Origin of the sequence: Marinobacter sp. 1_MG-2023 (genome assembly GCF_030549045.1) — a bacterium.
Taxonomy (GTDB): Bacteria; Pseudomonadota; Gammaproteobacteria; order Pseudomonadales; family Oleiphilaceae; genus Marinobacter.
In genome coordinates this window covers 1,256,236-1,281,856 of sequence record NZ_JAUOST010000001.1, presented here as the reverse complement: position 1 = coordinate 1,281,856, position 25,621 = coordinate 1,256,236, and the positions used below count along the sequence as shown (strand labels likewise).

Genomic DNA, 25,621 nt, shown 5'->3' with positions numbered 1-25,621 from the left:
ATCAGATGATCGTTTTAGGCCTTACTGGCGGCATTGGATCTGGCAAATCAACAGTCGCGCGTCATTTTGGCGCTTTGGGCGTGCATTGGGTGGATGCAGACGATGTAGCCCGCGAAGTAGTGGAGCCGGGCAAGCCTGCGCTGGCAGCTATTGCAGATCATTTCGGGCAGGAGATTCTCACAAGTGAAGGAGCACTGGACAGAGCACGCCTTCGGCAAATCGTGTTCGAACAGCCGGAACAGCGTGCGTGGCTGGAAAGTCTGCTGCATCCGATAATTCGTGAAGAGCTGATACGCCAGCTACATCCTGCCGATTATACTTTGCCTTATGTTCTGTTAGTGTCTCCCCTGCTACTTGAAACCGATCAGCACAAGTTGACTGAACGGGTTCTGGTGGTCGATGTGCCTGAAGAGGTGCAGATTGAACGTACCATGGCCCGGGACACCAATTCCCGTGAGCAGGTTGAACGCATTATCGCGGCGCAGCTTCCAAGAAACCATCGCACAGCCAAGGCAAATGCCGTTATTGACAATAACCAGCCCGCAGAAAAAGTAGCCGCTGAGGTTCGCGCACTGCATGAAAGGTTCATGGTGGACTTTGGTTGATTTGTTCCATTTGAGGCAGAGTTCGGCTTTTGCCCGGACAGTTGCAGCTCTGCTCTATCTAATCAGCACCAACGGTTACAGTATCGAACCCGTGTTCAAGGTTCAGGAACACTCTATATCTGACACCCTGGCGCCTGCGACACTGCCTCTTTCGTTCTATACGTTTGAGCCTGATGAGTACTGGGCAGAGCCAATAGACTCCTACTGGATGGGTTTCAGCAACTTTATCCTGCGCCAGGAGCGTATTCAGGGACCAAAGGTTCAGTCCCTCGGCAACTGGGCAGACAGAATGCTCTCAGGCGAAAGCCATAACCTCCCGAACAACGAAAGCTACTTGCGCCTCGGCTTCGCTACCGAGTCAGAGTACGGCGACCCGGCCCAGTTTGAACCGGAAGCCCGTTTCCGCCTGGATATACCCACTACAAAACGTAAGTTGCGCCTGGTTATCGAAAGCGAAAGTGATGACCTCGTTCCGCTCGAAGAGCGTCAGCGCGACCGGCAATTGACCGAAGCAGACCGAACGACCGGCACGGCGACTGGCGCATTGCGGTATCTCTCACAGATCGGAGACGCCATCAACCTGTCAAACGACATTGGCGCCCGCCTGCGATTTCCGCCGGATGTCTTCTGGCGGGCCACGGCCGAAAAGCGCTGGAAAGCAGACGAAGACTGGGCAATTCGGGCTCAGCAGCGCTTTTACTACTACCACCAGGAAGGCTGGGGTGCCAACACTTGGTTAAGTGCCAGCCGGGATGTTGGTCATGGTTGGCGTTTCTGGTCATCTTCGGAGCTTGAGTGGGTACATAGCGACAGCAAGTTTGTTGCTTCGCAGATTTTCAGCACTTACAAGCGCCTCAATAATCGCTCAACACTCAATCCGCGCGTGGGCGTTCTCGGCGAGAGCAAACCGAACTGGCGAACAACTTCGGCGTTTGTTGACCTTACCTGGCGTTACAGGCTCCATAGCGACTGGCTGTTTGCTGAAGTAATTCCAGCCTTGACGTTTCCAAGAGAAAAGAGTTTTAAAGACCAGGGCTCTCTTCTTTTTCGTGTAGAAATGTTCTTTTCCGGTAGCATTAACCCGGATTTCTAACTCCAAAACCCGAAGAGGCCTGCAAGCGGGGCCTTCCGGGAATGTCGGAGGCCATGGATGGCCGGAGTCAAGCGCACAGGGATGTGCTTGTAGCGGTTCCCGGAAGGCCCCGCTTGCAGGCCTCAACCACGGAGTATGAATCAGGACCCATGCCCAGACACCACTCTATTCCCGCATCCGATGCACTCGCGCTTTCACCCATCGCCATCACCAGGTCGTGCTTCAAGGACAAATTCGGAGTTCCCCGGCAACCGGGCCTAACACGCTATGCCAGGGCCGATCTGATTATACAGCCACCTTACAACCGGGAAGATGCCTTCCGCGGCCTGGAAACAGCCAGCCATCTCTGGCTGATCTTCCAGTTTCATGAAGCCGTTCGGGCCGAGTGGCGCCCCGTGGTTCGCCCCCCTCGCCTGGGCGGAAACCTGAAAATGGGGGTGTTCGCCTCCCGCTCACCGTTCCGGCCCAATAGCCTTGGCTTATCTGTGGTTAGAAACGAAGGGCTTGTGCGCGCAGATAGCCAGTTTTTATTGAGAATAAGCGATCATGATCTGATTGATGGCACGCCGATTCTCGATATCAAGCCCTATCTACCGTTTGCGGATTCGGTGCCAGATGCAGGGCTGGGATGGGCTGAATCAGCGCCGACCGAGCGTCTGGATGTCATTTTTCTGCCAGAAGCAGAGGCGCAACTTGCTAATCTGCCTGCAGAGCAGTATCCAGACCTGAAGTTGCTCATCACCGATGTTGTGAGCTACGACCCCCGGCCCTCCTTTCGCAGGGGGCGGGATGAAGAGCGTATTTACGGCGCCCACCTCTACAATCTGAACGTGCGATTCCGGTTTATGAATGATCGTTCACAGAAACGTGTCGAAGTGCTGACGGTCTGTTAGACTTCTCCGGGTGGTTTAGTAGTCGACACAGGGAATTTGTGCCTTGCCTTCAAATCGAATGTTTACGCGTATGGGTATCCGGCCGCTTGCAATGCGGCTGCTTGCGTATGTTCTGATATTCAGCCTGGTGCTCTCCCTGGTTGCCACCGGTGTGCAGATGATCGGCGAGTTTGAGCGCCGAAAGTCCGATCTCGAGGAAACCCAGAAACGGGCCGCAGGTCTGGTATCCGGTGGCATGAGCAATAACATCTGGCTGATGAACTTCAGCGAGGTGGCCAACAGTCTGGATGACATGCGGGCAGTAGAGGCGATTGATTACGCCAGCGTTGTGACATCTTCGGGAGAGCATTTCAGTACCGGAGGCCACCCGGAGGGCCGGGTAATTTCACAAACCTTCCCGCTAGTCTTCAACCGCTCTACGTACCGCGGCCCCGAAAACATGGGCACCCTTACTATCACCTCGTCAGTTGAGCAGGTGTACACAGAACTGCGCAGTGGCGCCCTGATTAACCTGTTGTTCCAGTCAATTGTGGTAATGCTCGGCACACTGGGGCTCGTGATTATTGTTCGCCTCACCCTCTCCCGCCACCTCGAAACCATGGCGGATTACGCCGCACGGCTGAACCTGGATGCACTGGTGGATCCGCTACACCTGAAGCGCAAACCGCCCCGCAAGCCCGATGAGCTTTCAGAGCTTGAGCAGGCACTTAACAAAATGCGGCTGCAGATTCTGGAAGATACCCGATCACTCCGGCAAACCACCATTCAATCACAGGATGAGCGGGATGAAGCCATTCGGGCCAATCGTGCGAAAAACCAGTTTCTTGCCAATGTAAGCCACGAACTGCGCACGCCTCTGCAGTCGGTTCTCGGCTACGCCAACCTGTTGACCGACACGTCGTTGGATCAGGAGCAGAAGGAGTACGTGCACACTCTGCTGAGCGCTTCAGAAGGCCTCTCCGCCATCATCAACGATTTGCTCGACATTTCCAGCATGGAAGCTGGAAAGCTTGTGCTTGAGGACATCCCTTTCGATCTGCGGGAAACCCTGAACGACCTGGTGCACATGCTGGGCGAACGTGCACGGGAGAAAGGGCTGGCCCTGGAACTACGCATTGACGAAGAGCTGCCCTGGGCACTGCGCGGTGACCCGGTGCGAATCCGTCAGGTGTTACTGAATCTGGTTTCCAACGCCATCAAGTTTACCGATTCCGGGCACGTGCTGATCAGTATCGAAGTACTGGGGCGCCGGGATGAGAAGGTTCGCTTGCGTCTGGCAGTAGAAGATACAGGCATTGGCATTAACCCCGAAGACATTCCGCTGGTGTATGAGCCATACGTGCAGTTGGGCCAGAGGTTCCAACGTCAGCTACCTGGCGCCGGGTTGGGGCTGACCATCTGCCGACAGCTCGTCGATCTGATGGCTGGCTCTCTGGACCTGGAGAGCCAGCCCGGTGAAGGTTCTACGTTCTGGGTTGAGCTTACGCTGCCCACAACGCCGGAGAACACACCCCGAGTGCGCCCAGATACGCGCATGCTGAAGGGTAAGCGGGTTCTTGTAGCCGATTCGTACGAGCTCTCTCGCAAGATTACGCTGGAAATGCTGTCGCGCCATGATGTCCACATCGAGGCAGTTAAATCCGCCGGCGAAGCACTCACGTCATTGCGGCTGGCATTCGACAGTCAGGAACCGTTTGACGCCATCATTCTCGACGGTTTCTTGCCGGATATGGACAGCGACCTGCTGTGCCGCCAGATTAGGGGGAATCCTTTATGGACCGATATGCGCCTCTTGATTCTCTCATCCAACCCTCAGCGCGGTGATGCCGAACATTTTCGCCAGGCCGGGTCAGATGCCTTTCTCAGCAAATCCTTGCGCGAATCCTGTCTGACGCCGATTCTGAACCAGCTTTTTGAGGATGCCACGAAGGATGAGCGACGTTTTCTCACACGTTTTTCTCTTCAGGCAAGCGACGACACTGAAAAACGCCGTGAACTCACATCTCGCAGAATGAAGGTGCTGCTGGTTGAAGATAACCCGGTAAATCGCACGCTCACCCGCAGGTTGCTGGAAAAACTGGGATGCGATGTCATGACAGCGAATGATGGGGAGGCTGCATCCAGCCTGTGGCAATGGCACCCATTCGATCTGATATTTATGGATTGCGTAATGCCCCGGGTCGACGGCTTTGAAGCCACCAGGCGTCTGCGAGCGTGGGAAATCTCCCGAAAACGGCCTCGGGTTCCGGTGGTTGCTCTTACCGCCAGCGCCATGGAAGAGGATGAGGAGCGCTGCCGCCAGGCCGGGATGGATTCGTTTGTTGCCAAGCCCGTCAATATTGCAATGCTCAGGGCTGTTCTGGAACAATATGCCCATGACATTCCAGCAAAAGCCCCTGTTTAGCGATTTGAAAGGTCCACATGAACGTAGAATGCCCCACCTGCAATAAATCCGTAGAATGGTCGGAGTCCAACCCTTCCAGACCATTCTGTTCAGAACGCTGCAAGCTGATTGACCTTGGAGCCTGGGCTAATGAGGAATACCGGGTTCCTGCGGAGAATGCATCTCCGGATGATCTTGACCAGGGCGGCGAAACAACACGCCACTGATTGTGCAGACATCATCGCATGGTTCTTTCCACGAGCTTACACGCTTGTAAGTTGTGGTACCCCAGTCAGCCCGTTACCATTCGCCCCAATCAGTACGTGCACCGCAATCAAGAAGGTAAAAGAATGAAAGTATCCCGTATTTCCGTGTTGGTTCTTTCTCTGGCTGCTGCGCCTGCATTTGCCAGCGATTTGGATCTGAGCCTGACCAACGATTCCGTAAAGGGCCAGGTAAACTTCTTTGGCAACAACAACGACCTTCAGCTTGGCGCCGGCTATACCTACCATGAAGGCAGCCGCCACATTGGTAACGTAGATTTTCATGCTCAGGGCCGCACCGCTCTGGGCAACCTGCCCACAACCGCCGGCATTGGTATGCGTGCCATAGGCTGGGACGACGACCATCTGGATGGCGGCGCAGTGGGCCTGGGAGGCTTTGCTACCGTGAACGTTCCCAAGGTACCGGGCCTGTCGTTCACGGGTGGCCTGCACTATGCCCCGCGAATCCTATCGTTTGGCGACTCTGAAGAGATGACCAGCGTTGAGCTCCGTGGCAGCTACCGGGTTATCCGCAATGCTGAGTTGTTTGCCGGCTACCGCTACCTGAACACCGAACTGGATTCCCCCTACCGGGGTGACATTAATCTGGACGAAGGCGTTATGGCTGGCATGAAGATTTTCTTCTAAAGCCGTTCAGTTGCTTCAAACGGGCGCTCTGTTCTCAGGCGCCCGTTTCGTGCCCTTCCTCACGCTTTCCTGCAACGCTCACTGCTAGACTGGCTACCGTTTTTTGCACGGACTGCCAGACATGCGACTGAATCCCGGGTTATTTCTTTTATCGTTTGTTGCGCTGACCACTGCCTGCGGGGGTGGCGAAGACGCCATTGACAGCGTGCGCAATCAACCCAATTCATTTGCTGGCACGAAAAACCCCGTGGACGACTTCAGCCCCGGCAGCACCGGCGATTCCGGCAATACCAGTGGCCTGAGCACCGACGAAGTCCGAATTACTCTTGAAATGCCCGCCAGCCTCGCACCGGACGGTGAACCTACACGGCGTAACCTGCGCCTCGTTCAACCAGACTCCATCAGCGTTTATCAAACCAACCGTAACCTGCAGAACCTTGGCTCTGTTCTTTACACCAGTCGTAAGGACAGCAACGGTTTTACCATAATCAGGTTTCAGAATGGCCAGCTCCAGGGGCCAGACGTAATCATCGAAGCCAGTTATGGGAACGCCACCCTGCGAGCCCTGGCAGCCGACGCCGACCGGGACATCAAAATCAATCCGTTCTCCGAGTACCTGGTACGCAACACAATCCCGCATTATACCTCCGGCGAATACCAGGGCATTATTGATTGCGTCAACGCCTCAAATAACGCTCTGTGTCTCAATAAATACGTCTGGCCCGCCCTGGCTGACCAGGTTCACGATTTCGAGATTGATATTCCGACCGGCGCCAGTGTTGCCAGTGCACTGGATTTGCTTTCCCAACGCGCTGATTTTGCCAGCTACGTCTCCTCAATGGCGAACTATGCACTTCTGGACGATCAGTCCTCCGGCAAAATTTCAGCGAGTTCGGCGGATTACAACTCGGTTTTCATGGGCGTAGAGCTGGGGCAAACCTTTCTTGAGAGCAGTTTTAGTGGGTCTGGCCAATGGGGTGTTCGCCTCGGGCGCGAGGAGCAAACCGGCACCAGCTCCACACCCGCATACCGATACCCCGGGCTCACATTGGCAAGCTTTGATGTTTTCAACATCAAGGTAACGTCTCTTGCCACGCAAATTCCTTACGACCGAAAAACCCTGGTTCACAAATCGGGCAACGATTTTTATGCGCGGGGAGAAGACACCTGGGCCCTGAACACTCACTCAACATCGCCCGGTGCCGCCACCCTGGAGGAGGACGCCCGCTTGCTGGCTGGCCGGTCGCTCTACCAGAGCATTACCGATAAAAACAGCGCCAGAACGATTGGCTGGACCCGTAACCCGTACTTTCTGGACGCCTACACCGGAGGAGCCGGCAGCACCAATACTGGCCCGGATCGAGCATTGGCGGGCTACTTCAGTGCAGGCAAAGCCATCGCATTGGAATCCGAAGACAGCAAGCTGAGGCGTAAAGATGAGCTGGAAGTTCATTATCTCTCCGCGCTGGAACTGAACCTGCTGCGGGAGGAGGGATTTGATACGGACATCCTGAATGATCGTGATTACAACACGGTTTATCTGACCACACGGTTTTCAGAATCAGCAACACCCGTACAGGTTGAAGCAGGATCTGGCTCATGGCAGGTACGTGCGAGTTCCGGTAACAGTTCCGTCACCCAAATTCAGGCATTTACCACACTCAGCCGCGACAGTTCAGGCGCAGCCTATGCAGACAACACAGGCGCCCGTTCTGACAGCTGGATTATTACTCCGCGCACCGCCCTTCTTAGCAGCGGTAACAAGGAAATTGGCCGGCTCAATCTCGATATCAACAACCCGGCCGGAGCTTCCGGTCAGCCGGATCTGGGCGTTGGTGCCAGTGTGCCGGACGGCTCGCTACTGGCGTTTAATCTGGCCAACGCAGCATCGACAAGCGGGGCAATGGGCGATGGTTTACTCATTGCCGGTGAACAAAGCCTCTCAGCGGCACCAGGCTCCGGACAATACCGAGTGCAGGGCTTTGTGCTCGGTATGGTAGATGGCTTCAACCGACTCACTCACCTGGACAACGGCGTTCTGGAACTCTCGGGCAGCACTGCAAGTCTCGATAGTAAGACACTTGAAGTGCTCCATTCCGTAAACGACGAAAGTGTCTCCCCACCCAACTCAGGACAATTAAGCGCAAACCTGGCGTACAGCGATGAGGGCAGCGGCCGTGTCAGTTTCAGTGCCGGAGACCTTTTGTTGAACGGCCTTGTGACCCAGGATCAAAGCCAGTTTTATCTCGTCCTGCAAAACGTCACCAATGGCGAGGAGCAGCTCGGACTTTTGATCGCAACCCGGCTTCCGTGAACCCTCAGACATCCCTGCTCGTACAACCTGTTATAATTATCAACCCATACCCCGCTTGAAAAGCCTGCCGGGCACAGAGACAGGTTGTGAAGAGAGGTTTTATGTCAGCTGCAATGCGCTCGTTAATGCTGGTAGTCCCGCTAGTCGCTTTTGCTATCGGAGGCGGGCTTTACGTACCCTCAGAAAAATCAACCTATGACGATACCAGCGGCTCTGAGCCCGCTCTGAGCTCACTCCCTCCTCTACCTGCGTGGGCCCGGGAAGAACTTCCGGATTTCTCTGGCTATCAGGACACGACAGAAAAGAAAGTGGCCTTTTTCTCATTCCTGTACCCGCGCATCGTCCTCGCAAACTCGCGCATACTTATTGAACGAGACTATCTGGACAGCCTTGCCACTAAGGATACCCTGTCGAAAAAGGAATACGCCTGGCTCGCAGCCCAATCAAAACGCCTGCGTGTAGACGAGGAGCCTGGCAGCCCTGAGCAATTCGCCTTGCTGAGGAAACGTCTGGATATTATTCCGCCTTCCCTGATTCTGGCCCAGGCCGCTAACGAATCAGCCTGGGGGACCTCCCGCTTTGCTCTTCGAGGAAACAATCTGTTTGGCCAGTGGTGCTTTACTAAAGGTTGCGGCCTGGTACCTTTGAACAGAATTGAAGGTGCCAGCCATGAAGTGGCATCTTTCTCATCGCCCTATCACTCTGTGCGAGCCTATATTCAGAACCTGAACCGGCATGCCAGCTACCAGGGACTGCGTGATACACGCCTCGATGACAGAAAAACCGGTGACCCGCTTTCGGGGCTTGCTCTCGCCCGCGGGTTAAGCAGCTATTCTGAACGCGGCGAAGAATATGTTAGTGAAATTCGCTCAATGATCCGTTATAACAATCTGGAATTTTACGACATGGAGTTCAGGAATATTTTAAGCGACCGCAGCCCGTCGCATCTGAAGAGTCTGGCATCGGCGAAAGCCGGGCAGACACTTCTCCCTGGCCAGATTGCAGGAGAGAGAACCGCTGCTTCGGCCGAGGGCTGATCTCCGATTAACCCCTGATAACCTGAGACATTCCCGCATGCTTGATTTTCTGCCTGCGCCGCTGAAGGGAACCCTGGCGGCTCTGCTCGTGTTGATAAACACCCTTATACTCTTTCCGTTTCTGCTATTGTTTGCTCTGCTCAAGCTCGTGCTTCCGATAATTGCTGTTCGCAAAGGCTGCACCCTTGTACTGAACACCATCGCCAGGGTGTGGATAGGAGTCAACAACCTGGTAATGGATACGCTACACAAGGTTGAGTGGGACGTACGGGGCGCAGAGCAGCTCAGCCGCGAACACTGGTATTTCGTCACCTGCAACCATCAAAGCTGGGCTGATATTCCGGCCATACAGTACGTACTCAACAGCCAAATACCTCTGCTCAAGTTCTTTCTGAAAAAGCAGCTAATCTGGGTTCCGTTACTGGGTGTTGCCTGGTGGGCACTGGATTTTCCCTTTATGCACCGCCACACAAAAGAGCAGATTGCACGGAAGCCCGAACTGAAGGGTAAAGATATCGCCGCTACCCAGGCGGCATGCGAAAAGTTTCGCTATACGCCCGTCACGGTCTTCAACTTCATGGAAGGAACCCGCTTTACGCCGGCGAAACAAAAACGCCAGAACTCGCCTTACAAGCATCTACTGAAACCACGGGCAGGCGGCACCGCTTTTGTTCTGGGTGCAATGGGCGAAATGCTGCATACCATGCTGGATGTTACGATTGTTTACCCTGGGCAGAATCGCAGCATAGGCATCTGGGATTATCTCAGCGGGCGCATCCGCACTATTGTAATCGATATCCGGGTACGAGAAATTCCGTCCCAGTTTCTCGGCATGGATTATGAAAACAGCCGGGAAACCCGGGTGGAATTTCAGCGGTGGGTAAGTGAACTCTGGGCCGAAAAAGATGCCCGGATTGAAGCAATCAAAAGCGAAAGCCTGAACCAGAGCTGAATCTGGCAGGCTTCATAGCAGCCCAAGCTCACGGGCCCGGACGGTCGCCTGGGTGCGGGAACGCACCTCCAGTTTGGCGTTTATACGCCGGGCATGCGTTTTTACCGTATGCAACGAGATGTGCAGTTTGTCAGCAATTTCCTGGTTCGATAAACCTTGCGCAATGAGCTCAAGCACACTCTGTTCGCGATCGCTGATAGGCTCAGCCAACGAAGCGGGCAGTTTGCCTTCTGCTATGCCAAACAGATGCCCCAGGGCTGCTCGGAATGCGGTGACGGGGAGCTGATTGTAAGCCTTTTCCATCAGGTCCCTCAGCTCAAGCTTCAGCTCTGCAAATGGGCTTATAAAGTGCTCCTTCTCAGCTTCCGACACCACCGCTAAAACCATCTTCTGTGCGGCTGCCAGGCCTTTATCCTCGCTGACGAGTATGGCCTCCAATAGCCTCATGTGTATGTCCACGCCCCATGGGATGGCTTCATTATAGCGCTTGCGGGAACTCGCGAGGGCTTCCCGCGCCCTTACGGTTTCGCCCCGGGCGAGATCCAGGCGCACCTGAAGGCAGTCCAATAACCCCGGCATCATCGGAAAAAGTTCCGGCACGCATCCAGCTTCCCGGTAGGGTTGTAATCTCCTAAGGGCCTGGGCGACGCTTTCCAGCTGGCCGAGGGCCAGCCAGCAACTGGCTTTCAGGGCTTCCAGAACCGGCACATAAAGTGACTCATCTACCTGCCAGGTATGCATGGTGCGCTCTGCTCGCCCAATCCAGACAAATGCGTCTTCCAGACGGCCCTGAGAGCGACACATCAATACACGGATAGCCATTGCCAGCAGGAGACCAAGATCCCGGGTCTGCTCTGCGTGGCGCCCACAGGTTACCAATAGGCGATCAGCCTCAGCGTCACGCCCCTGGTGCCAAAGCACCAGCACAAGATTCAGCTGAAGCCGTGTCTCACCAATTCGGGCGGGCCGGGCAAGTTCCTGCACAACCGTATCCAGCCCGGTTCGCAGCAGTTGCTCTGCATGCCTGAGCGCGCCTTTGCCAAGCTCAATCCGGGCATGGGAGTATACTGCCAGCGCTTCTGAACCAGAGTCCCCGGCCTCCCTCGCCAATCGGGACGCCGCGCGGTTGGCCTCCCTGGCTTCGGTAAAACGTCCGGATGCACACAAAGCGCTGGCACGAACCATCTCGGTGACTAACTGGCCCTGAGTTGAAAGCTCCAGACCGGAAAGAGCACGCTCGGCCATTTCCAGCGCCGGTGCAACCTGCCCTTCCCCGCGCAGGATAAACGCTCGGAGTGCCCAGATTCGTGCTTCATGCTCTTGCAGGCTCGCATCATCCATACCGTCAATAAGAGCTCGCGCCTGCCGGAACTGACCACCAATGGCGTGTACCCAACTGTATACAATTCTAAGCCTGGAGCTGCGCTCAAGCAGGGGAGCAGGCAGGCTTTTGCGCAGACGCAGAAGTGATGCTGTGTCCTGCCCAAGCAGAAGCGCTTCGGATCCCTCAGACGCGATACGGATTACTTCTTCCGCATCACCTGCGAGTAGCGAGTATTTGAGAGCCTCGGGAAATTGATCGCGACTGCCGAACCACTGACTGGCGGCTAACATCCTGTCAGCATAACCGGCCATTACGGGTGCTTTTAACCACTCCACCAGCAGCGGGTTGAGCCGATACCAGCGGCCCCAACCTGGCATGACCTTTAGGGGCAGGCCTCTTTCATAAGCATCAGAAGGCAGCATTACGCCGTCTGGTATGAGGGATTGAAGTGCCAACACCAGTTCATCGGAACAAGGTCCAAGCTCTGATATAGCCCTCAAAGCACGTACCTGGCTGGGCGATAGGTTGCCCAATACGGATTCCTTCAAAAATCGCTCAACTCCGGGCGTTTCCGAAACAGTATGCCGCTCTGTACTTTGGAGTATATCCCGACGATAGAGCGCCAGTGGCGTTGGCCAGCCCTCGGTAAGATCGTACAAGTGGTCAATCGCAACACTGGTTAGCTGTTGATCACTCAAAACATCCCGGAAAAACTCAAAGGTTTCGCTTCGACTGAACTCCAGCTTTTCGACGCCAATTCGGGTAAACCGGTTTTCCAGTTCCAGAGCGTGGGTCTCATAGGGTAGCGCTTGCCTTGAAACCATAACGACCGAGAAGTAAGAAGGTATGTCAGCCACCAACTGCTGTATCAAGGCGATAACCGCCGGGTTGGTGATATGGTGGAGACCATCCAGAATCAGAACAGAGTGTTCCTCTGCGGGCGTTTTTTTCAGCCCCAGGAGCATTATCGCGAGAGCGTCAGAGAATGTTGCGCCACCTTGCAGACTGCTTTCGGAAGATTCAGGAATATCAAGGGCCACAGACAGCAGGCTGAGAAAACGGGTTGGTGCGTTATCCTGAGAATTTAGCGGAAACCACCGAATACCTTCGTCTTTGATACCCGCCGCCTGAACCCCCATGGCAACAGTATGGGATTTTCCATACCCACAAGGCGCTTCCACGAACGTCACGCCGCGTGGTGTTAATGCCTCGGCAACGAGAGCATCAAGATGAGGGCGTGCCAATGAATGGGTTGGAACAACAGGTAACTGCAACCTTTGCCTGAGCAAATCCCTTACGAGTTCACCCCGCTGTAGACCGCTATTTGCTGTCTGAAATTCGTCATTGGCCGCATAGCCATCATTGAATGATTTCACACACTGCCCCGCATACACCTTTAGTATGATAGCGAGGTTAAACCAATTGAGGGGCTGGCTGCAAAGTTTTGACGTAAAAGGTATTTATACCGTGACAGTTTTCCATCATGAAAACAGAAACGGCGGGCCGAAGCCCGCCGTTTCCTAAGATCAACACACCCGTTTAGCGGGTTCCGGCTCTGCGCAGAGCTGCCGGCGTGTAATCTCTGGATTGACGCTTGACGCCAAACTGGTAGGGGTTAACTTCCTCGTTTGTCAGACCCAGCACCAGGTAGCGGCCAGACAGAAGGTCATAAAGGGTTTCAACCGCATACCAGGGAACGATCTTATCGTAGAACTGCATGGAGTGAGCTTCTGCTACACGCCAGAGCTCGCCACGGCCATCGTAGTGGTCGATCACTGATGCCTGCCAGGTGTCTTCGTCAATATAGAAATCACGCTGGCCATAGATATGACGCTCGCCTTCTTTCAGGGTTGCACGAACATGCCAAACCCGGTGGAGCTCATAGCGGGTCAGATCCTGGTTGATATGGCCAGCTTTAACAATCTGGTCATAGCTCAGATCCCGGTCAACCAACTTGTAGGAGTTATACGGAATGTACATTTCCTTCTTGCCGACCAGCTCCCAGTTGTAGCGATCTGGCGCACCGTTGAACATATCGAAGTTGTCCGACGTACGCATGCCGTCAGACGCAGTACCTGGCCCATCGTAGGCAACCTGAGGCGCACGTCGAACACGACGTTGGCCCGCGTTGTATACCCAAGCACGCCGTGGTTCTGAAACCTGGTCTATGGTCTCATGAACCAGCAATACGTTACCGGCCAGACGCGCCGGTGCGGTGATTGCCTGTTTGAAGTAAAACAGCACGTTGGCGTCCTCGTCCGGGCTGTAATCTTCCAGGTAAGTACGCCAGGTCAACTCATCCTGAAACTTCACAATAGAGTATGCGCCATTGGCGGTAGGCGTTGCCTGCCCAACATTACGCTGCACCGAACCACCACGATAGCGTGTAATGTGGTTCCAGATTGCTTCCAGGCCGTTCTGCGGCATCGGGAACGGCGTCGCATACTGGTAGTTTCCGAGTCCGTTACCATCCTTGATCAGTTCCGTACCGGTCGCATTCTCGACGGTTTGATCCATAACGTCTTTCGGGTAGACCGCGGTGCGGTGAGTCTCGTACACCGGCAGTACATACTCCGGGTACTGCTTGATCATCGCAATTTGTCCGGGGGACAGGTTGTCAGCGTATTCCGCGACATTGCTCTGATCGATCGTGAACTGAGGCGACTCGTCCGGGAATGGGTTCACATAGATTCCGTCCCCTTTGTAGTCAGAGGGAGGCGTTGTCAAACCACCGGTCCAGGCAGGAATCGCACCACCGTTACCCGCCTTTTCTGCACCCATCGGCGTAAGTGAATCGCCGAGTTTGGCTGCTTCTTCGGAAGAAACTGCACCCCAGGCCTGGCCTGCTACAAGACTCGCAGCCAAAACGCCGGTGGCCAGTATTTTTTTGTTTAGTTTCATTTACAGTACCTCGTTAAACGAATTCTTGACGGTTCAGAATGAGTAGGAAACGCTGGCACTCACGAAGTCCCGATCAGTCAACTCGTTATACGGCTTGCCGCCGAAAAAGTTTGTATAACCGATGTTGCCGGTAATCTTGTTCTGATAAACACCCTGAAGGGAAAGGCCGATCGCTTTGCTGCCTTCGTTGAAAGCTCCACCAGGTTGCGGGCTATAACCCTGCACGTCATGACTCCAGGCCAACTGCGGTGACAGGTTTATACCGGCAATCGCGCTCGGGTAATCCCAGACCAAACGGGCGCGATAGCCCCAGGAAAAGTCTGTCGTGAAGCCTTCATTGGTGCAATAGCTTGCGTTGATGTTCACGCCTGCAGCGCAGACATCAACAATATTCCCACCACCAGCATCGGTCGGCAGCGTGCCGAGACCAAAGGTGCCCGAGCGGCCATAACGTGCCTCGTCAAGGCTTGGAAGATCGTGGATGTATGTTGCACCAAACTCCGTGATCAACGACAGACGGCTCGCACCCATCACCTGATCGAAGAATTTGATCAATGTAAACTGAGCTTGGGAAACACCGAAACTATCATTACCCGAAACTCTGGAACCTGGAGTAAGCGTCCCGCCTGCTTCTTCAAGACGCTGTTGTTCCAGCTTACTTACCGGACTGCCATCAACCGGATTTGCAAGTTGAAGCCCGCCATAAATCAGCTCGAAGGCGTTCCATTGCAGCGGCATTTTGTCACGATAGGAGTATTCTGCACCCAGAGACCACCCGCCTGCTACGTTGGTATTGACGCTAATACCGTAGAGGTTGATGTTTTCAGGATATTCAATGAAATAGGACGGGAAGGTTCCGCCAACGTCTTTAATGGTTCCACTGACGTAAGGCAGGCGGCTGTTGTACTTGATGTAATAGAAGCCGAACTCGGAATCGTTCAATGCAGGTACATACCAGCGCATGGCAACACCAAACTGGTCTTTTGAATCTGCCTCTACATCACCCAGGCGGGGTGCAATGAAGCCTTGCGCATAGGCCTGGGAATCCGGTAACTGCCCGGCAAGAAGCACTGGGCCGCAACCATCCCCTGCAAAATCATTGGTGGAGAAGAAAGTACCGCAATCATCAGGTCGAACCGGAGCCCAGTCGGTCTGCACGAATGCTTCGAGCGTGATGTTCTCGGTCACGCCCGCTGAGATGTAAAACATTTCCACCGGCAAAAGAGCATCTTTCAACTCAGAGCCCGGAGCTCTGAAAGCCGGGACATCCACCGGATTTATCGTGTTGATCCCACCCTGGATAAATGTGCTCTCACCCCAACTCAAAACCTGCTTACCGTAACGTACACTCAGGGGAACATCGCCGAGATACCAGTCAGTAAACACGTAGGCGTCCAGTAACTCACCACCGGACGCATTATCTTTTACCTGGCTATTCAGCTCCCGGCGTTGACCCACATCGTCAACAGCGCGCTGCTCGTCTTTCAGTTCGAAATCGTACCAGTAACGGCCCCGGACCAGTGCCCCGACTCGGGTAAGCATATCGCCGTTTACATCGTAGTTGAGGAAAAGCTCACTGTTGCCTTTGACGATCTTTGAGTAGGTGTCTCCCTTGCCAAAGTTCAGGTTACCGTCGTCGTAGTTGTTAGTAGACGCACCTGTGGTGGTGTTAGCATATTGAGGCCCGAGGTTACCTTGAGCAATCAGGCGTTTGTCCTGATCCGAAACTCGCCACCCAGCCCCGGCTGAAAGCGTGGTATTGAATTGGGCTTCTACATCCCCAAGGTAAAAAGAGTACGCAGATGCTTGGCCAGACATACCGGCCGCTACTGCCACAGCAAGCGGTAATTTTGTCCAACGCTGCCATTGGTGTATTTTTCTTGTCATTGGAAGGCTACTCCATTGTTGTTCTGAGTCGCTGCTCTGATTATTGGTATTCACGATGTATTGGAGGCTTCATGCACAGTGCTCGTGATGTAGGCACTATAGCTAACGCTGTCCAGTGCTTTGATCAGTCAAAAGTATGATTTTGCTCTCACCACCCGCTCACCCACCCGATCGACGTCGGGTTTTCTCGCACAGACTCACTATAGACAACAATTACGGATGCAACCACTTTGCTTTTGATGGTTTTTTTGCTCCTGCTAGGGCCTGTGTGGAGCCTGCAGATATTCTTGTGACTGCATTTCCAGGAGGCGGGATTCGGTGCGCTCGAATTCGAAGCTCAAGCGACCACCAGAGTAAAGCTCAGTAATAGGCACGGCTGCTGAAATGATCACTTTCACATTGCGATCATAGAACTCGTCGACCATGTTCACGAACCGGCGTGACTGATCATCTTTCTCGCCCCCGAGCACAGGGACGTTACTGATTATGATTGCGTGAAACTGGCGCGCCATCTCGATATAGTCGTTCTGGCTGCGAGGGCCGTCACACACGTCTTTGAAGTCAAACCAGACCACATCGTCAGCATGCTCCTGAGCCGGAATCTTGCGACCGTTAATCTCCATGGATTTACTATGCTTGCCGGCTTCCAACGCCAGTGCATCAAAGCTTCTGCGCAAAGAGGCATCAGCCTCTTCATCCAGCGGCGAATGATAAAGCTCAGCCTGCTCCAGTGTTCGCAAGCGGTAATCAACGCCGCCATCTACGTTCACTACGTCTGTGTGCTTGTTCACAAGTGCAATTGCAGGAAGGAAGCGCGCCCGCTGCAAGCCATCCTTGTAAAGGCCGTCGGGAACGATATTGGATGTACACACCAGGGTAACGCCACGTTTGAACAGCCCACCCATCAGGGTTGCGAGAATCATGGCATCGCCGATATCTGACACAAAAAACTCGTCAAAACAGATCACACGGGTCTCATCCGCAAACTTTTTCGCTACAAGATCCAGCGGATTCTTTTCACCCTTGAAGTTTTTAAGTTCCTGATGCACCCGCTGCATGAAACGGTGAAAATGCACGCGCATTTTGCGTTTGAAGGGCAGCGACTCAAAAAACGTGTCCATCAGGTAGGTCTTGCCTCTGCCAACGCCGCCCCAGAAATACAGGCCTTTAACTGGCTCCTCTCTGCCTTTTCTCAACTTGCGGCGCAATTTTGCCATTGCTTTTCCGCGTTCGCTTTCCGCTTCCACGAGTTTGTCGTAAAGTGTCTGGAGACGTCGAACAGCGTCTGCCTGGGCGGCATCACTGAGAAAATCCGGGCGTTCAAGATCTGCTTGATAGCGCTGCCAGGGGGTCTGGCTCGCAGTGGTTTCAGAGGGCATGGAAGCTGTCATCAGGAAATCCCGAGGTCTGATCGTTGATTTTGGCGCGGCGTATTATCGCGTATTTACGGTTTTTTCGCCATGCTGAAGGGCTGCGGGGGCAATACGACGATTGGCGCAGCACGCAAGCATGGGCTGATAGGGCCACGGGCGTTATACTGGCTTTCATGACTTGGTTCATTTTTCAGGCAACAGGACGACACAGCATATGACAAACCTGATTCTGGCAGCGATTGCCGCATTGATTGTTGGCATTGTCATCGGAGTATTGGTCGGCCGCTCGGGGCAGGGGTCTTCCCTCAGGCAGCGCCGTGCAGAACAGCAGGCAGAAGAACTGCGCAACGAGTACACCCGTTATCAGGCCCAGGTGAATGAGCATTTTATGGAGTCGGCCCATTTGCTGAGCCGCTTTAACGATGCCTATCGCGATGTGAACCAGCATATGGCTCGCGGCGCTAACCGCTTGTGCAACGATGAGGACTGGATGGCAGAGCTTGCTGAGCAAACCTCCCGCAAGCGCCTTGAGGAAGTCAGCGAAGACGGCGTTGAGCCGCCCCGTGATTATGCTCCCAAGACTTCGGGTACGCTTTCGGAAGACTTTGGCCTGAAGAAAGGCGAGAAAGCAACCCAGGCTTGATCAGACCGGGTTATCGCAATCTATAAACCGGTGATTGACGCCAAATTCCTTTTCTAACGCCACACCGAGCGCTTTTACACCATAGCGCTCGGTTGCGTGATGTCCGGCGGCATAGTAGTAGATGCCGCACTCTCTGGCTGTATGGGTTGTCGGTTCAGAAATTTCGCCACTGATGTAAGCATCGAGATCTGCGTCGATCGCTGTATTAAGGAACCCTTGCGCCGCACCTGTGCACCACCCCACCCTTTTAATTTCTGTTTTTCCGTCGCCGACCTGCAGAGGTTCCCGGTGAAGTGCTCTGGCAATATGCAGCCCGAATTTTTCGGGAGACATTGCTTCCTGAAGCTCACCTTCCCAGACCAAACCGTTTAACGGGCGGGGATTCTCGATACCGAGGATGTCTGCCAACTGGCGGTTGTTGCCGTATTCCGGATGGTCATCCAGAGGCAGGTGATAGGCGACCAGATTGATGTCGTTGTCCAATAACCGCTTGAGGCGTTCACGCTTCATACCCTGGATACGCTGGTCTTCGCCTTTCCAGAAGTAACCGTGGTGCACAATGACCATATCGGCGTTTGCGGCAATGGCAGCTTCGATGAGTGCGCGGGAGGCGGTTACGCCAGTGATGATGGTTTTTACGTCGCTTTTGCCCTCAACTTGCAGTCCATTGGGGCAATAGTCCTGGAAATTTTCTGGCTCGAGCCATTCATTGAGCTTTGCGAGAATGCTGTCACGGGTTGCCATGTTTTATCCTCTTTTAACCTAAACACTGGAGTTGCCGGCTGGCAGTGAGAGGGAGCGTTCCGGGAATGTAGAGGGCCAAGGACGGCCCGAAACAAGCGCACATGGATGTGCTCGTAGCGGTTCCCGGAACGCTCCCTCTCACTGCCAGCCTTGATCAGACTTCAGTCGTTTACAGAGATCTAAGACCAGTAATCAAGGCATCATTCTGCTCGGAAGTACCAATGGTAACCCTTAAGAAATCACTGATCCGGGGCTTATTGAAGTGACGGACAATAATGCCTTGCTCTCTCAGAGCTTTCGCCAGACTTTCACCGGACTTCGCTTTATGACGGGCGAAAACGAAGTTGGCTTTAGATGGCAAGACTTCGAAACTCAGACCCTCCAGAGCCTCAGTCACACGCTCCCGCTCAGAAATGACGCCTTCGCAGGATTTTTGAAACCAGGCCTCGTCTTCGTAAGCGGCTTTTGCGCCAGCCAGAGCCAGCCTGTCCAGCGGGTAACTGTTAAAGCTGTTTTTGACGCGATTCAAAGCCTCAACCAGATCCGGGTGGCCAATTGCGAAGCCGACGCGGAGGCCTGCCAATGAACGGGCCTTGGAGAGCGTCTGACTGACCAGCAGATTGGAGTATTTATCCACAAGCTTGATAGCGGTTTCGCCGCCAAAGTCTATATAAGCTTCATCAACCACAACTACACGCTCAGAATTGGCCTGGAGGATAGTTTCCACATGCTCAAGCCCGAGGTAACGACCGGTAGGCGCGTTCGGATTGGGGAAGATGATCCCACCGTTGGGCTGCGTGTAGTCTTCTGGATCGATTTCGAAGCTATCGGTCAGGGGTACCTTTTTGCCTTCTATGTTGTATAGGCCACAGTACACCGGGTAAAAACTGTAGGTTATGTCCGGGAACAGGATAGGCTCGCCGTGCTGGAACAAGGCAAAAAATATGTGCGCCAGGACTTCGTCGGAGCCATTGCCCAGGAACACTTGCTCGGGCGTTACGCTGTGATAACCGGCAATGGTCTGGCGCAGGCTTTCGCCTTCGGGATCCGGATAGAGGCGCAGGCTGTCGTTGAGTTCCGCCTGGATGGCATCTATCACTTTTGGGGATGGGCCAAACGGATTTTCATTGGTGTTCAGCTTCACCAGGTTGGCCATTTTGGGTTGCTCGCCTGGCACATAAGGAACCAAGCTCTTAACCAGGGGGCTCCAGAATTTACTCATTTCATTGCTCCGGTGGAGACGGCAGTTGGGGCGGCATCTGCTCCGGGAACCGCTACGAGCACATCCATGTGCGCTTGTCTTCGGACGTCCATGGCCTCCAACATTCCCGGAGCAGATGCCGCCCCAATTGCCTGCAAACTTTGGTGATATATTCAAATAGCTCGGGTCATTTTCAAGCTGACTAAAACTAGTCGCTTTTAATACGGTACTCAGCAGATCGTGCGTGAGCCGTAAGCCCCTCTCCCCTTGCCAGAACAGAGGCTACTCGCCCCATCCGGTCGGCACCTTTGGCACTGAAGCCAATAATAGAGGAGCGCTTCTGGAAATCGTAAACACCCAGTGGGGATGAAAATCGGGCTGTGCCGCTCGTAGGCAGTACGTGGTTCGGGCCAGCACAGTAGTCACCCAATGCTTCAGCGGTGTAGCGACCCATGAAGATAGCGCCAGCATGGCGGATTTCTTCCAGCAGAGCTTCCGGATCTTCGACCGACAACTCCAGATGTTCCGGCGCGATTCGGTTGGAGACCTTGGCGGCTTCGCTTAAATCTGAAACTTGTATCAGAGCTGCGCGATCAGACATAGAGGCGCGGATGATGTCGGCGCGCTCCATGGTGGGCAGTAGCTTGTTGATACTGGCCTCAACGGCATCGAGGAAGTCTGCGTCGGGGCTGACCAGAATGGACTGGGCCTGTTCGTCATGCTCGGCTTGGGAGAACAAGTCCATGGCGATCCAGTCAGGATCTGTCTTACCGTCACAGATCACGAGGATTTCCGAGGGGCCGGCAATCATGTCGATACCGACGGTGCCGAAGACTTCGCGCTTGGCCGTAGCCACAAAGATATTACCGGGACCAACAATCTTGTCCACAGCAGGGATGGTTTCTGTACCGTAGGCCAAAGCACCAACCGCCTGCGCGCCGCCGACGGTGAACACACGATCAACGCCCGCAATAGCGGCGGCGGCCAGCACCAGATCATTCACCACACCATCCGGAGTGGGAACCACCATGATAACTTCGCCCACCCCAGCCACTTTCGCGGGGATGGCGTTCATCAGAACGGACGAAGGATAGGCTGCTTTACCACCGGGCACGTAAAGCCCAGCGCGATCCAGCGGTGTCACCTTCTGGCCCAGCACAGTGCCGTCTTCATCCTGATACTGCCAGGACTTCTGATTCTGGCGCTCGTGATAATCCCGCACCCGATCCGCAGCCTGTTCCAACGCAACGCGCTGTTCTTTCGGAATTGCATTCAGCGCTTGCTGCAAACGACTCTGACTCATCTCCAACTCAGCGACGCTGGCAACATCCAGCCGATCAAACTTCTCTGTAAACTCCAGAACTGCCTGATCACCACGGGTTTTAACTTCGTGCAGGATATGACGCACCGACTCGTTCACCTGATGATCAACACTGTCGTCCCAGGCTAGCAGCGCAGCCAGCGCGCTATCAAAGTCACTTTGGGAGGCGTTCAATCGTTTGATGCTAACGGTCATTTCTCAAATCCTGCTTTGGATTAATTCTAAAAGCGTACACTCATGTTTCTGCGAAGCTGTTGGGCAAGGCTGACCAAAACTGTGCGGAGCCATGGATGGCGTAGCCAAGCGTACACGGACGTATTCACAGCGTGTTTTGGTCAGCCTTGCCCGACGGCTTCAGCGCACAAGGTATCTTTAGCGGCGCCTATCCACAGCAGCCGCCATCTTCTCAATGATGGGGTTAATCTGCTGATGTTTCATCTTCATAGAAGCACGATTCACCACCAACCGACTGCTGATGTGATCAATCAACTCACGGGCTTCAAGGCCATTGGCCTTCAACGTATTGCCCGTATCCACGATATCGACAATCTCATCTGCCAAACCGAGTATCGGGGCCAACTCCATCGCGCCGTAAAGCTTGATGATATCGGCCTGGCGCCCCTGGGCCGCATAATACCGGCGAGCCATATTAACGAACTTGGTTGCTACCCGAATGCGCCCGGCGGGCGGCGTTTCACCTTTGGGGCCGGCGGTCATGAGGCGGCAGCGGGAGATGTTCAGATCCAAAGGCTCGTAAAGCCCTTCCCCGCCATGCTCCATCAGCACATCCTTGCCCGTCACACCCAAATCGGCGCCGCCATATTGCACATACGTGGGCACATCAGTTGCACGGATAATAAGCACCCGCACATTCGGATCTGTGGTGGGAAACACCAGCTTACGGGATTTCTTGATGTCGTCGACCAGCTCAATTCCGGCTTCTGCCAGCAGTGGCAGAGTTTCTTCCAGGATTCGCCCCTTCGACAAGGCGATGGTAATGGAGTCTGTCATGCGTCCTTCCGGTTCCCCACTTGTGTCTGTCACGCTGGCAGGCGGCGGATACTTCCACCAAGCAGCTGCAATTTTTCTTCAATGCACTCATAACCACGATCGATATGGTAGATACGGTCGATAATAGTATCCCCATCGGCTATCAGACCTGCGATTACCAGACTGGCGGATGCCCGCAGATCCGTTGCCATAACCGGCGCGCCTGTCAGATGATCAACGCCTTTGATAATGGCAGCATTGCCTTCCAAGGTGATATCCGCCCCCATGCGGGTCAGTTCCTGAAGGTGCATGAAACGATTCTCGAAAACGGTCTCGATGATGGTGCCTGTACCTTCCGCCACTGCATTCATCGCGGCAAACTGCGCCTGCATGTCCGTGGGGAAAGCCGGGTAAGGCGCTGTACGAATATTAACCGCCTTCGGACGCTGACCTTTCATATCCAGCTCGATCCAATCAGGACCCGAAGTGATGTGGGCGCCGGCTTCTTCCAGTTTGAGCAACACGGCATCGAGAAGATCCGCGCGGGTATCTTTTAGTTTTACGCGGCCACCGGTCGCGGCTGCCGCCACCAGGTAGGTACCCGTTTCAATACGATCTGGTAGCACGTTGTAGTGACAGCCGTGCAAACGCTCAACACCTTCAATAACAATAGTCGAAGTGCCTTGCCCGGTGATTTTTGCCCCCATGGCAATCAGGCATTCAGCCAAATCAACGACTTCCGGCTCGCGGGCAGCGTTTTCGAGTATGGTTGTGCCTTCAGCAAGAGCCGCAGCCATCAACAGGTTTTCCGTGCCGGTCACCGTCACCACATCCATAAAAATGTGCGCACCTTTCAAGCGCCCATTGGTTTTCGCCCGGATGTAGCCGTTCTCTACCTTGATATCCGCGCCCATCTGCTCAAGGCCCTGAATATGCAGGTTTACCGGGCGGCTGCCAATGGCACAGCCACCAGGCAGAGAAACTTCAGCTTCGCCGAAATGCGCGACCAACGGCCCAAGCACCAGAATGGAGGCACGCATGGTTTTCACCAGCTCGTAAGGCGCATGAAAATGCTTGATGGTGTTAGCGTGAATTTCAACGCTCATCTTCTCATCAATCATTAGTTCCACACCCATGCGGCCAAGCAGCTCGATCATGGTTGTCACGTCGTGCAGGTGCGGCAGATTGCCTACGGTCACCGGCTCATCCGCCAGCAAGGTGGCAGCAAGAATAGGAAGGGCGGCATTCTTAGCACCGGAAATCCGGATTTCGCCGTCCAGGGGCTTGCAGCCCCGGATCAAAAGTTTGTCCACAATGGTAATCCTGTCGTGTGCGAGCTGTTCAGCCCTGGCGCGCGGCCCATTCAGCCGGTGTAAAAGGTTTCGGATGAAGGGCATGAATAGTGCCATCCATGATTTGCTGGAATAGCGCCTTGTTGATCAGTTGCTGCCGCTTGATGCTCGACAGGCCTTCGAAAACCTCACCTATGACTACCACCATGTAATGGCTGCCGTCGATCTGTACCTGCACTTCACAATCAGGCAGTGCTTCTTTGACCAGCTCGGAGACTTCGGTGGCGTCCATAGTAAATCCTCGGGTTTTATTGAAATCAGGGGCGGGATTGTAACCAATCCGCGAGGTTGCTCAAAGCCGCAAGCGAAACGAGGCGCTCTGGTGCGCCTGTGAAAGACAGTGAAACACCCTGCTTTTCAGCAAGCCGACTCCAACATAGAAGCATAGAGAGGGCCGCACTGTGAGTGGTGGTCAAGCCTTCAAGATCCACCACCAGGCTTCCGCTAGCCGTTTTGATCAGCCGCTCGCCCTCAGCTCGCAATGGCAACACTGTGTGAGCGTCAATGGCCCCGGCAACCGCGAGCACGCCACCCTTTTGCTTCACCGTCGGTAGCTCTGTGTTCATGAATTGTTCACTTCGTCTTCCAGGTTGAGAGATTTCACTGCATCACTCCATCCGTCGATCACTACCTGAACCTGCCCACGGTTGGCTTCCATTTCCTGGGTGAAGCGATCCCGGAACGACAGGCCGATGTTAACTCCCTCGACGATCACATTTTCCATCATCCAGTTACTGCCCTCCCGGCGATACATGGAATAGGTGACTGAGTGACGATTTCCCGTGGCAGTAATCACTTCCATGGCCACAGAAGCACGGTTATCGTTCTGCGGATTGATGGAAGCATCGTTGACATTGATTCTGAAATCTTCCGCACTCACCAACGCCTGTGCGTAGCTGTCGAACAGGCTGCGCTTGAATTTAACCACAAACTCATCCCGCTGTTCGGGAGTTGTTTGCCGCGCATAACGACCCATTACCCGGGCTGCAATTCGGCGAAAATCAACAAAACCCTCAAGTGCATCGTCCATACTCTGGTAAAACGCCTCAGGATCACGGTCATAAAGCCCGCGCTCGGCGTTAAGTTTCTCTACCAGCATCTGTGTATTCTCATCCACATACTGCTGCAAGTCTTCTTCCGGGCCCGCATGAACTGATGCCACGCAAAACGCCATCAGAGTCAGAGCGAGAAAAAATCGTTGTATTGACGCAATCACCTGATTCTCCTGTTCTGTCGCAAAACTGGCTTATTTGCCAGACGCAAAATTGCTGATCAGCCGTTCGATATTCATGGCAGACTGGGTGGAGTAGAACGTGTCGCCCTCTTTGAGGGAGTCCATTTCGCCACCAATTGATATATCAATGTACTGCTCGCCCAGCAATCCGGATGTACGTATTACTGCAGCGCTATCTGCGGGGATATTGTCCACATCACCATGGATGGACATAGCGACCCGCGCCTGGAAGGTTTCCTTGTTCAGACTGATGGAATCAATAGTGCCCACCGTTACGCCTGCCATGGACACCCTGCCTCGGGGTGTAATACCGCCGGTGTCATTAAAGTCGGCGTAAATGGTGTAGGTACTTTTTGCGGATTTTGGCGACAGTCCGCTTACCTGCAATGCGAGAAACAGCAGCGCTGCAAGCCCCGCCAGCATAAACAGGCCAACTGTGATATCCGTTGTTCTTTGTGTCATT

General features: G+C 54.2%; 23 protein-coding genes. 10 read left to right on the top strand and 13 right to left on the bottom strand.

The annotated features are described in order from the left end of the window. Positions 1 to 5: 5 nt before the first annotated feature. From coaE to Q4606_RS05830, 9 genes are all read left to right on the top strand, one after another. Complete coding sequence (gene coaE / locus Q4606_RS05870) at positions 6 to 605, top strand: dephospho-CoA kinase (protein ID WP_303606938.1); 600 nt, start codon at positions 6 to 8, stop codon at positions 603 to 605. After that, the gene (locus Q4606_RS05865; protein ID WP_303606937.1) at positions 577 to 1,698 is read left to right on the top strand and encodes a hypothetical protein; all 1,122 of its coding nucleotides are present in this window, start codon (positions 577 to 579) and stop codon (positions 1,696 to 1,698) included. The genes coaE and Q4606_RS05865 overlap by 29 nt, the downstream gene beginning before the upstream one ends. Before the next feature lie 149 nt (positions 1,699 to 1,847). Next, positions 1,848 to 2,591 carry a tRNA (N6-threonylcarbamoyladenosine(37)-N6)-methyltransferase TrmO gene (gene tsaA, locus Q4606_RS05860; protein ID WP_303606936.1) on the top strand — a complete coding sequence of 248 codons (744 nt, stop codon included), beginning with the start codon at positions 1,848 to 1,850 and terminating at the stop codon, positions 2,589 to 2,591. Positions 2,592 to 2,634: 43 nt separating this feature from the next. Then, positions 2,635 to 4,995 (top strand): response regulator, encoded by a 2,361-nt coding sequence (locus Q4606_RS05855; protein WP_303606935.1) that lies wholly within the window; start codon positions 2,635 to 2,637, stop codon positions 4,993 to 4,995. A 17-nt stretch (positions 4,996 to 5,012) separates the two neighbouring features. After that, the gene (gene yacG, locus Q4606_RS05850) at positions 5,013 to 5,201 is read left to right on the top strand and encodes a DNA gyrase inhibitor YacG (protein ID WP_303597330.1); all 189 of its coding nucleotides are present in this window, start codon (positions 5,013 to 5,015) and stop codon (positions 5,199 to 5,201) included. Positions 5,202 to 5,324: 123 nt separating this feature from the next. Next, positions 5,325 to 5,885, top strand: a complete 561-nt coding sequence (locus tag Q4606_RS05845) for a YfaZ family outer membrane protein (protein ID WP_303597331.1) — start codon at positions 5,325 to 5,327, stop codon at positions 5,883 to 5,885. A 121-nt stretch (positions 5,886 to 6,006) separates the two neighbouring features. Continuing rightward, positions 6,007 to 8,199 (top strand): hypothetical protein, encoded by a 2,193-nt coding sequence (locus tag Q4606_RS05840; protein WP_303606934.1) that lies wholly within the window; start codon positions 6,007 to 6,009, stop codon positions 8,197 to 8,199. Between the two features lie 101 nt (positions 8,200 to 8,300). Beyond that, complete coding sequence (locus Q4606_RS05835) at positions 8,301 to 9,236, top strand: glucosaminidase domain-containing protein (protein ID WP_303606933.1); 936 nt, start codon at positions 8,301 to 8,303, stop codon at positions 9,234 to 9,236. Between the two features lie 37 nt (positions 9,237 to 9,273). After that, entirely contained in the window at positions 9,274 to 10,188 is a 915-nt protein-coding gene (locus tag Q4606_RS05830) for an acyltransferase (protein ID WP_303597334.1), read from the top strand. A 12-nt stretch (positions 10,189 to 10,200) separates the two neighbouring features. On the opposite strand, the gene Q4606_RS05825 is transcribed toward Q4606_RS05830, so the two are convergent. From Q4606_RS05825 to zapE, 4 genes are all read right to left on the bottom strand, one after another. Then, positions 10,201 to 12,888: a LuxR C-terminal-related transcriptional regulator gene (locus Q4606_RS05825; RefSeq protein WP_303606932.1), complete on the bottom strand. Its 2,688-nt coding sequence runs from the start codon at positions 12,886 to 12,888 to the stop codon at positions 10,201 to 10,203. 163 nt (positions 12,889 to 13,051) lie between these two features. Then, a complete protein-coding gene (locus tag Q4606_RS05820) occupies positions 13,052 to 14,413 on the bottom strand; it encodes a DUF1329 domain-containing protein (protein ID WP_303606931.1) in 1,362 nt (453 codons plus the stop codon). 33 nt (positions 14,414 to 14,446) lie between these two features. After that, entirely contained in the window at positions 14,447 to 16,300 is a 1,854-nt protein-coding gene (locus Q4606_RS05815; protein WP_303597337.1) for a DUF1302 domain-containing protein, read from the bottom strand. 257 nt (positions 16,301 to 16,557) lie between these two features. Then, on the bottom strand, positions 16,558 to 17,691 hold the full coding sequence (zapE, locus tag Q4606_RS05810; protein ID WP_303597338.1) for a cell division protein ZapE: 1,134 nt from the start codon (positions 17,689 to 17,691) through the stop codon (positions 16,558 to 16,560). 196 nt (positions 17,692 to 17,887) lie between these two features. On the opposite strand from zapE, the gene Q4606_RS05805 reads away from it, so the two are divergent. Further along, a complete protein-coding gene (locus Q4606_RS05805) occupies positions 17,888 to 18,316 on the top strand; it encodes a YhcB family protein (RefSeq protein WP_303597339.1) in 429 nt (142 codons plus the stop codon). Here Q4606_RS05805 and Q4606_RS05800 read toward each other — a convergent pair whose 3' ends face one another. The 9 genes from Q4606_RS05800 to mlaD form a co-directional block, all read right to left on the bottom strand. Then, the gene (locus Q4606_RS05800) at positions 18,317 to 19,060 is read right to left on the bottom strand and encodes a Nif3-like dinuclear metal center hexameric protein (RefSeq protein ID WP_303606930.1); all 744 of its coding nucleotides are present in this window, start codon (positions 19,058 to 19,060) and stop codon (positions 18,317 to 18,319) included. 169 nt (positions 19,061 to 19,229) lie between these two features. Further along, positions 19,230 to 20,282, bottom strand: a complete 1,053-nt coding sequence (gene hisC / locus Q4606_RS05795; RefSeq protein WP_303606929.1) for a histidinol-phosphate transaminase — start codon at positions 20,280 to 20,282, stop codon at positions 19,230 to 19,232. 187 nt (positions 20,283 to 20,469) lie between these two features. Then, complete coding sequence (hisD, locus tag Q4606_RS05790) at positions 20,470 to 21,777, bottom strand: histidinol dehydrogenase (protein ID WP_303606928.1); 1,308 nt, start codon at positions 21,775 to 21,777, stop codon at positions 20,470 to 20,472. Positions 21,778 to 21,954: 177 nt separating this feature from the next. After that, positions 21,955 to 22,593, bottom strand: coding sequence for an ATP phosphoribosyltransferase (hisG, locus tag Q4606_RS05785; protein WP_303597343.1), 639 nt, complete (start codon positions 22,591 to 22,593; stop codon positions 21,955 to 21,957). A gap of 29 nt (positions 22,594 to 22,622) precedes the next feature. Beyond that, positions 22,623 to 23,885, bottom strand: a complete 1,263-nt coding sequence (murA, locus tag Q4606_RS05780) for a UDP-N-acetylglucosamine 1-carboxyvinyltransferase (RefSeq protein ID WP_303597344.1) — start codon at positions 23,883 to 23,885, stop codon at positions 22,623 to 22,625. Between the two features lie 28 nt (positions 23,886 to 23,913). Beyond that, positions 23,914 to 24,156, bottom strand: a complete 243-nt coding sequence (locus tag Q4606_RS05775; protein WP_303597345.1) for a BolA family protein — start codon at positions 24,154 to 24,156, stop codon at positions 23,914 to 23,916. Between the two features lie 25 nt (positions 24,157 to 24,181). After that, positions 24,182 to 24,490 (bottom strand): lipid asymmetry maintenance protein MlaB, encoded by a 309-nt coding sequence (locus Q4606_RS05770; RefSeq protein WP_303597346.1) that lies wholly within the window; start codon positions 24,488 to 24,490, stop codon positions 24,182 to 24,184. Further along, positions 24,487 to 25,098: a phospholipid-binding protein MlaC gene (locus Q4606_RS05765; protein WP_303597422.1), complete on the bottom strand. Its 612-nt coding sequence runs from the start codon at positions 25,096 to 25,098 to the stop codon at positions 24,487 to 24,489. The genes Q4606_RS05770 and Q4606_RS05765 overlap by 4 nt, the downstream gene beginning before the upstream one ends. A gap of 72 nt (positions 25,099 to 25,170) precedes the next feature. Next, positions 25,171 to 25,620: an outer membrane lipid asymmetry maintenance protein MlaD gene (mlaD, locus tag Q4606_RS05760; RefSeq protein WP_303597347.1), complete on the bottom strand. Its 450-nt coding sequence runs from the start codon at positions 25,618 to 25,620 to the stop codon at positions 25,171 to 25,173. Between the last annotated feature and the right edge of the window lies 1 nt (position 25,621).

Bases quoted from the DNA above. Each gene is read 5' to 3' on its own strand.
- coaE (WP_303606938.1), top strand. From the start codon at position 6: ATGATCGTTTTAGGCCTTACTGGCGGCATTGGATCTGGCAAATCAACA.
- Q4606_RS05775 (WP_303597345.1), bottom strand. From the start codon at position 24,156: ATGGACGCCACCGAAGTCTCCGAGCTGGTCAAAGAAGCACTGCCTGAT.
- mlaD (WP_303597347.1), bottom strand. From the start codon at position 25,620: ATGACACAAAGAACAACGGATATCACAGTTGGCCTGTTTATGCTGGCG.
- Q4606_RS05765 (WP_303597422.1), bottom strand. From the start codon at position 25,098: ATGGCGTTTTGCGTGGCATCAGTTCATGCGGGCCCGGAAGAAGACTTG.
- hisD (WP_303606928.1), bottom strand. From the start codon at position 21,777: ATGACCGTTAGCATCAAACGATTGAACGCCTCCCAAAGTGACTTTGAT.
- hisG (WP_303597343.1), bottom strand. From the start codon at position 22,593: ATGACAGACTCCATTACCATCGCCTTGTCGAAGGGGCGAATCCTGGAA.
- hisC (WP_303606929.1), bottom strand. From the start codon at position 20,282: ATGAGTAAATTCTGGAGCCCCCTGGTTAAGAGCTTGGTTCCTTATGTG.
- Q4606_RS05835 (WP_303606933.1), top strand. From the start codon at position 8,301: ATGTCAGCTGCAATGCGCTCGTTAATGCTGGTAGTCCCGCTAGTCGCT.
- yacG (WP_303597330.1), top strand. From the start codon at position 5,013: ATGAACGTAGAATGCCCCACCTGCAATAAATCCGTAGAATGGTCGGAG.
- Q4606_RS05815 (WP_303597337.1), bottom strand. From the start codon at position 16,300: ATGACAAGAAAAATACACCAATGGCAGCGTTGGACAAAATTACCGCTT.
- Q4606_RS05840 (WP_303606934.1), top strand. From the start codon at position 6,007: ATGCGACTGAATCCCGGGTTATTTCTTTTATCGTTTGTTGCGCTGACC.
- Q4606_RS05820 (WP_303606931.1), bottom strand. From the start codon at position 14,413: ATGAAACTAAACAAAAAAATACTGGCCACCGGCGTTTTGGCTGCGAGT.
- tsaA (WP_303606936.1), top strand. From the start codon at position 1,848: ATGCCCAGACACCACTCTATTCCCGCATCCGATGCACTCGCGCTTTCA.
- Q4606_RS05865 (WP_303606937.1), top strand. From the start codon at position 577: ATGAAAGGTTCATGGTGGACTTTGGTTGATTTGTTCCATTTGAGGCAG.
- zapE (WP_303597338.1), bottom strand. From the start codon at position 17,691: ATGACAGCTTCCATGCCCTCTGAAACCACTGCGAGCCAGACCCCCTGG.
- Q4606_RS05770 (WP_303597346.1), bottom strand. From the start codon at position 24,490: ATGAACACAGAGCTACCGACGGTGAAGCAAAAGGGTGGCGTGCTCGCG.
- Q4606_RS05830 (WP_303597334.1), top strand. From the start codon at position 9,274: ATGCTTGATTTTCTGCCTGCGCCGCTGAAGGGAACCCTGGCGGCTCTG.
- Q4606_RS05805 (WP_303597339.1), top strand. From the start codon at position 17,888: ATGACAAACCTGATTCTGGCAGCGATTGCCGCATTGATTGTTGGCATT.
- Q4606_RS05845 (WP_303597331.1), top strand. From the start codon at position 5,325: ATGAAAGTATCCCGTATTTCCGTGTTGGTTCTTTCTCTGGCTGCTGCG.
- Q4606_RS05800 (WP_303606930.1), bottom strand. From the start codon at position 19,060: ATGGCAACCCGTGACAGCATTCTCGCAAAGCTCAATGAATGGCTCGAG.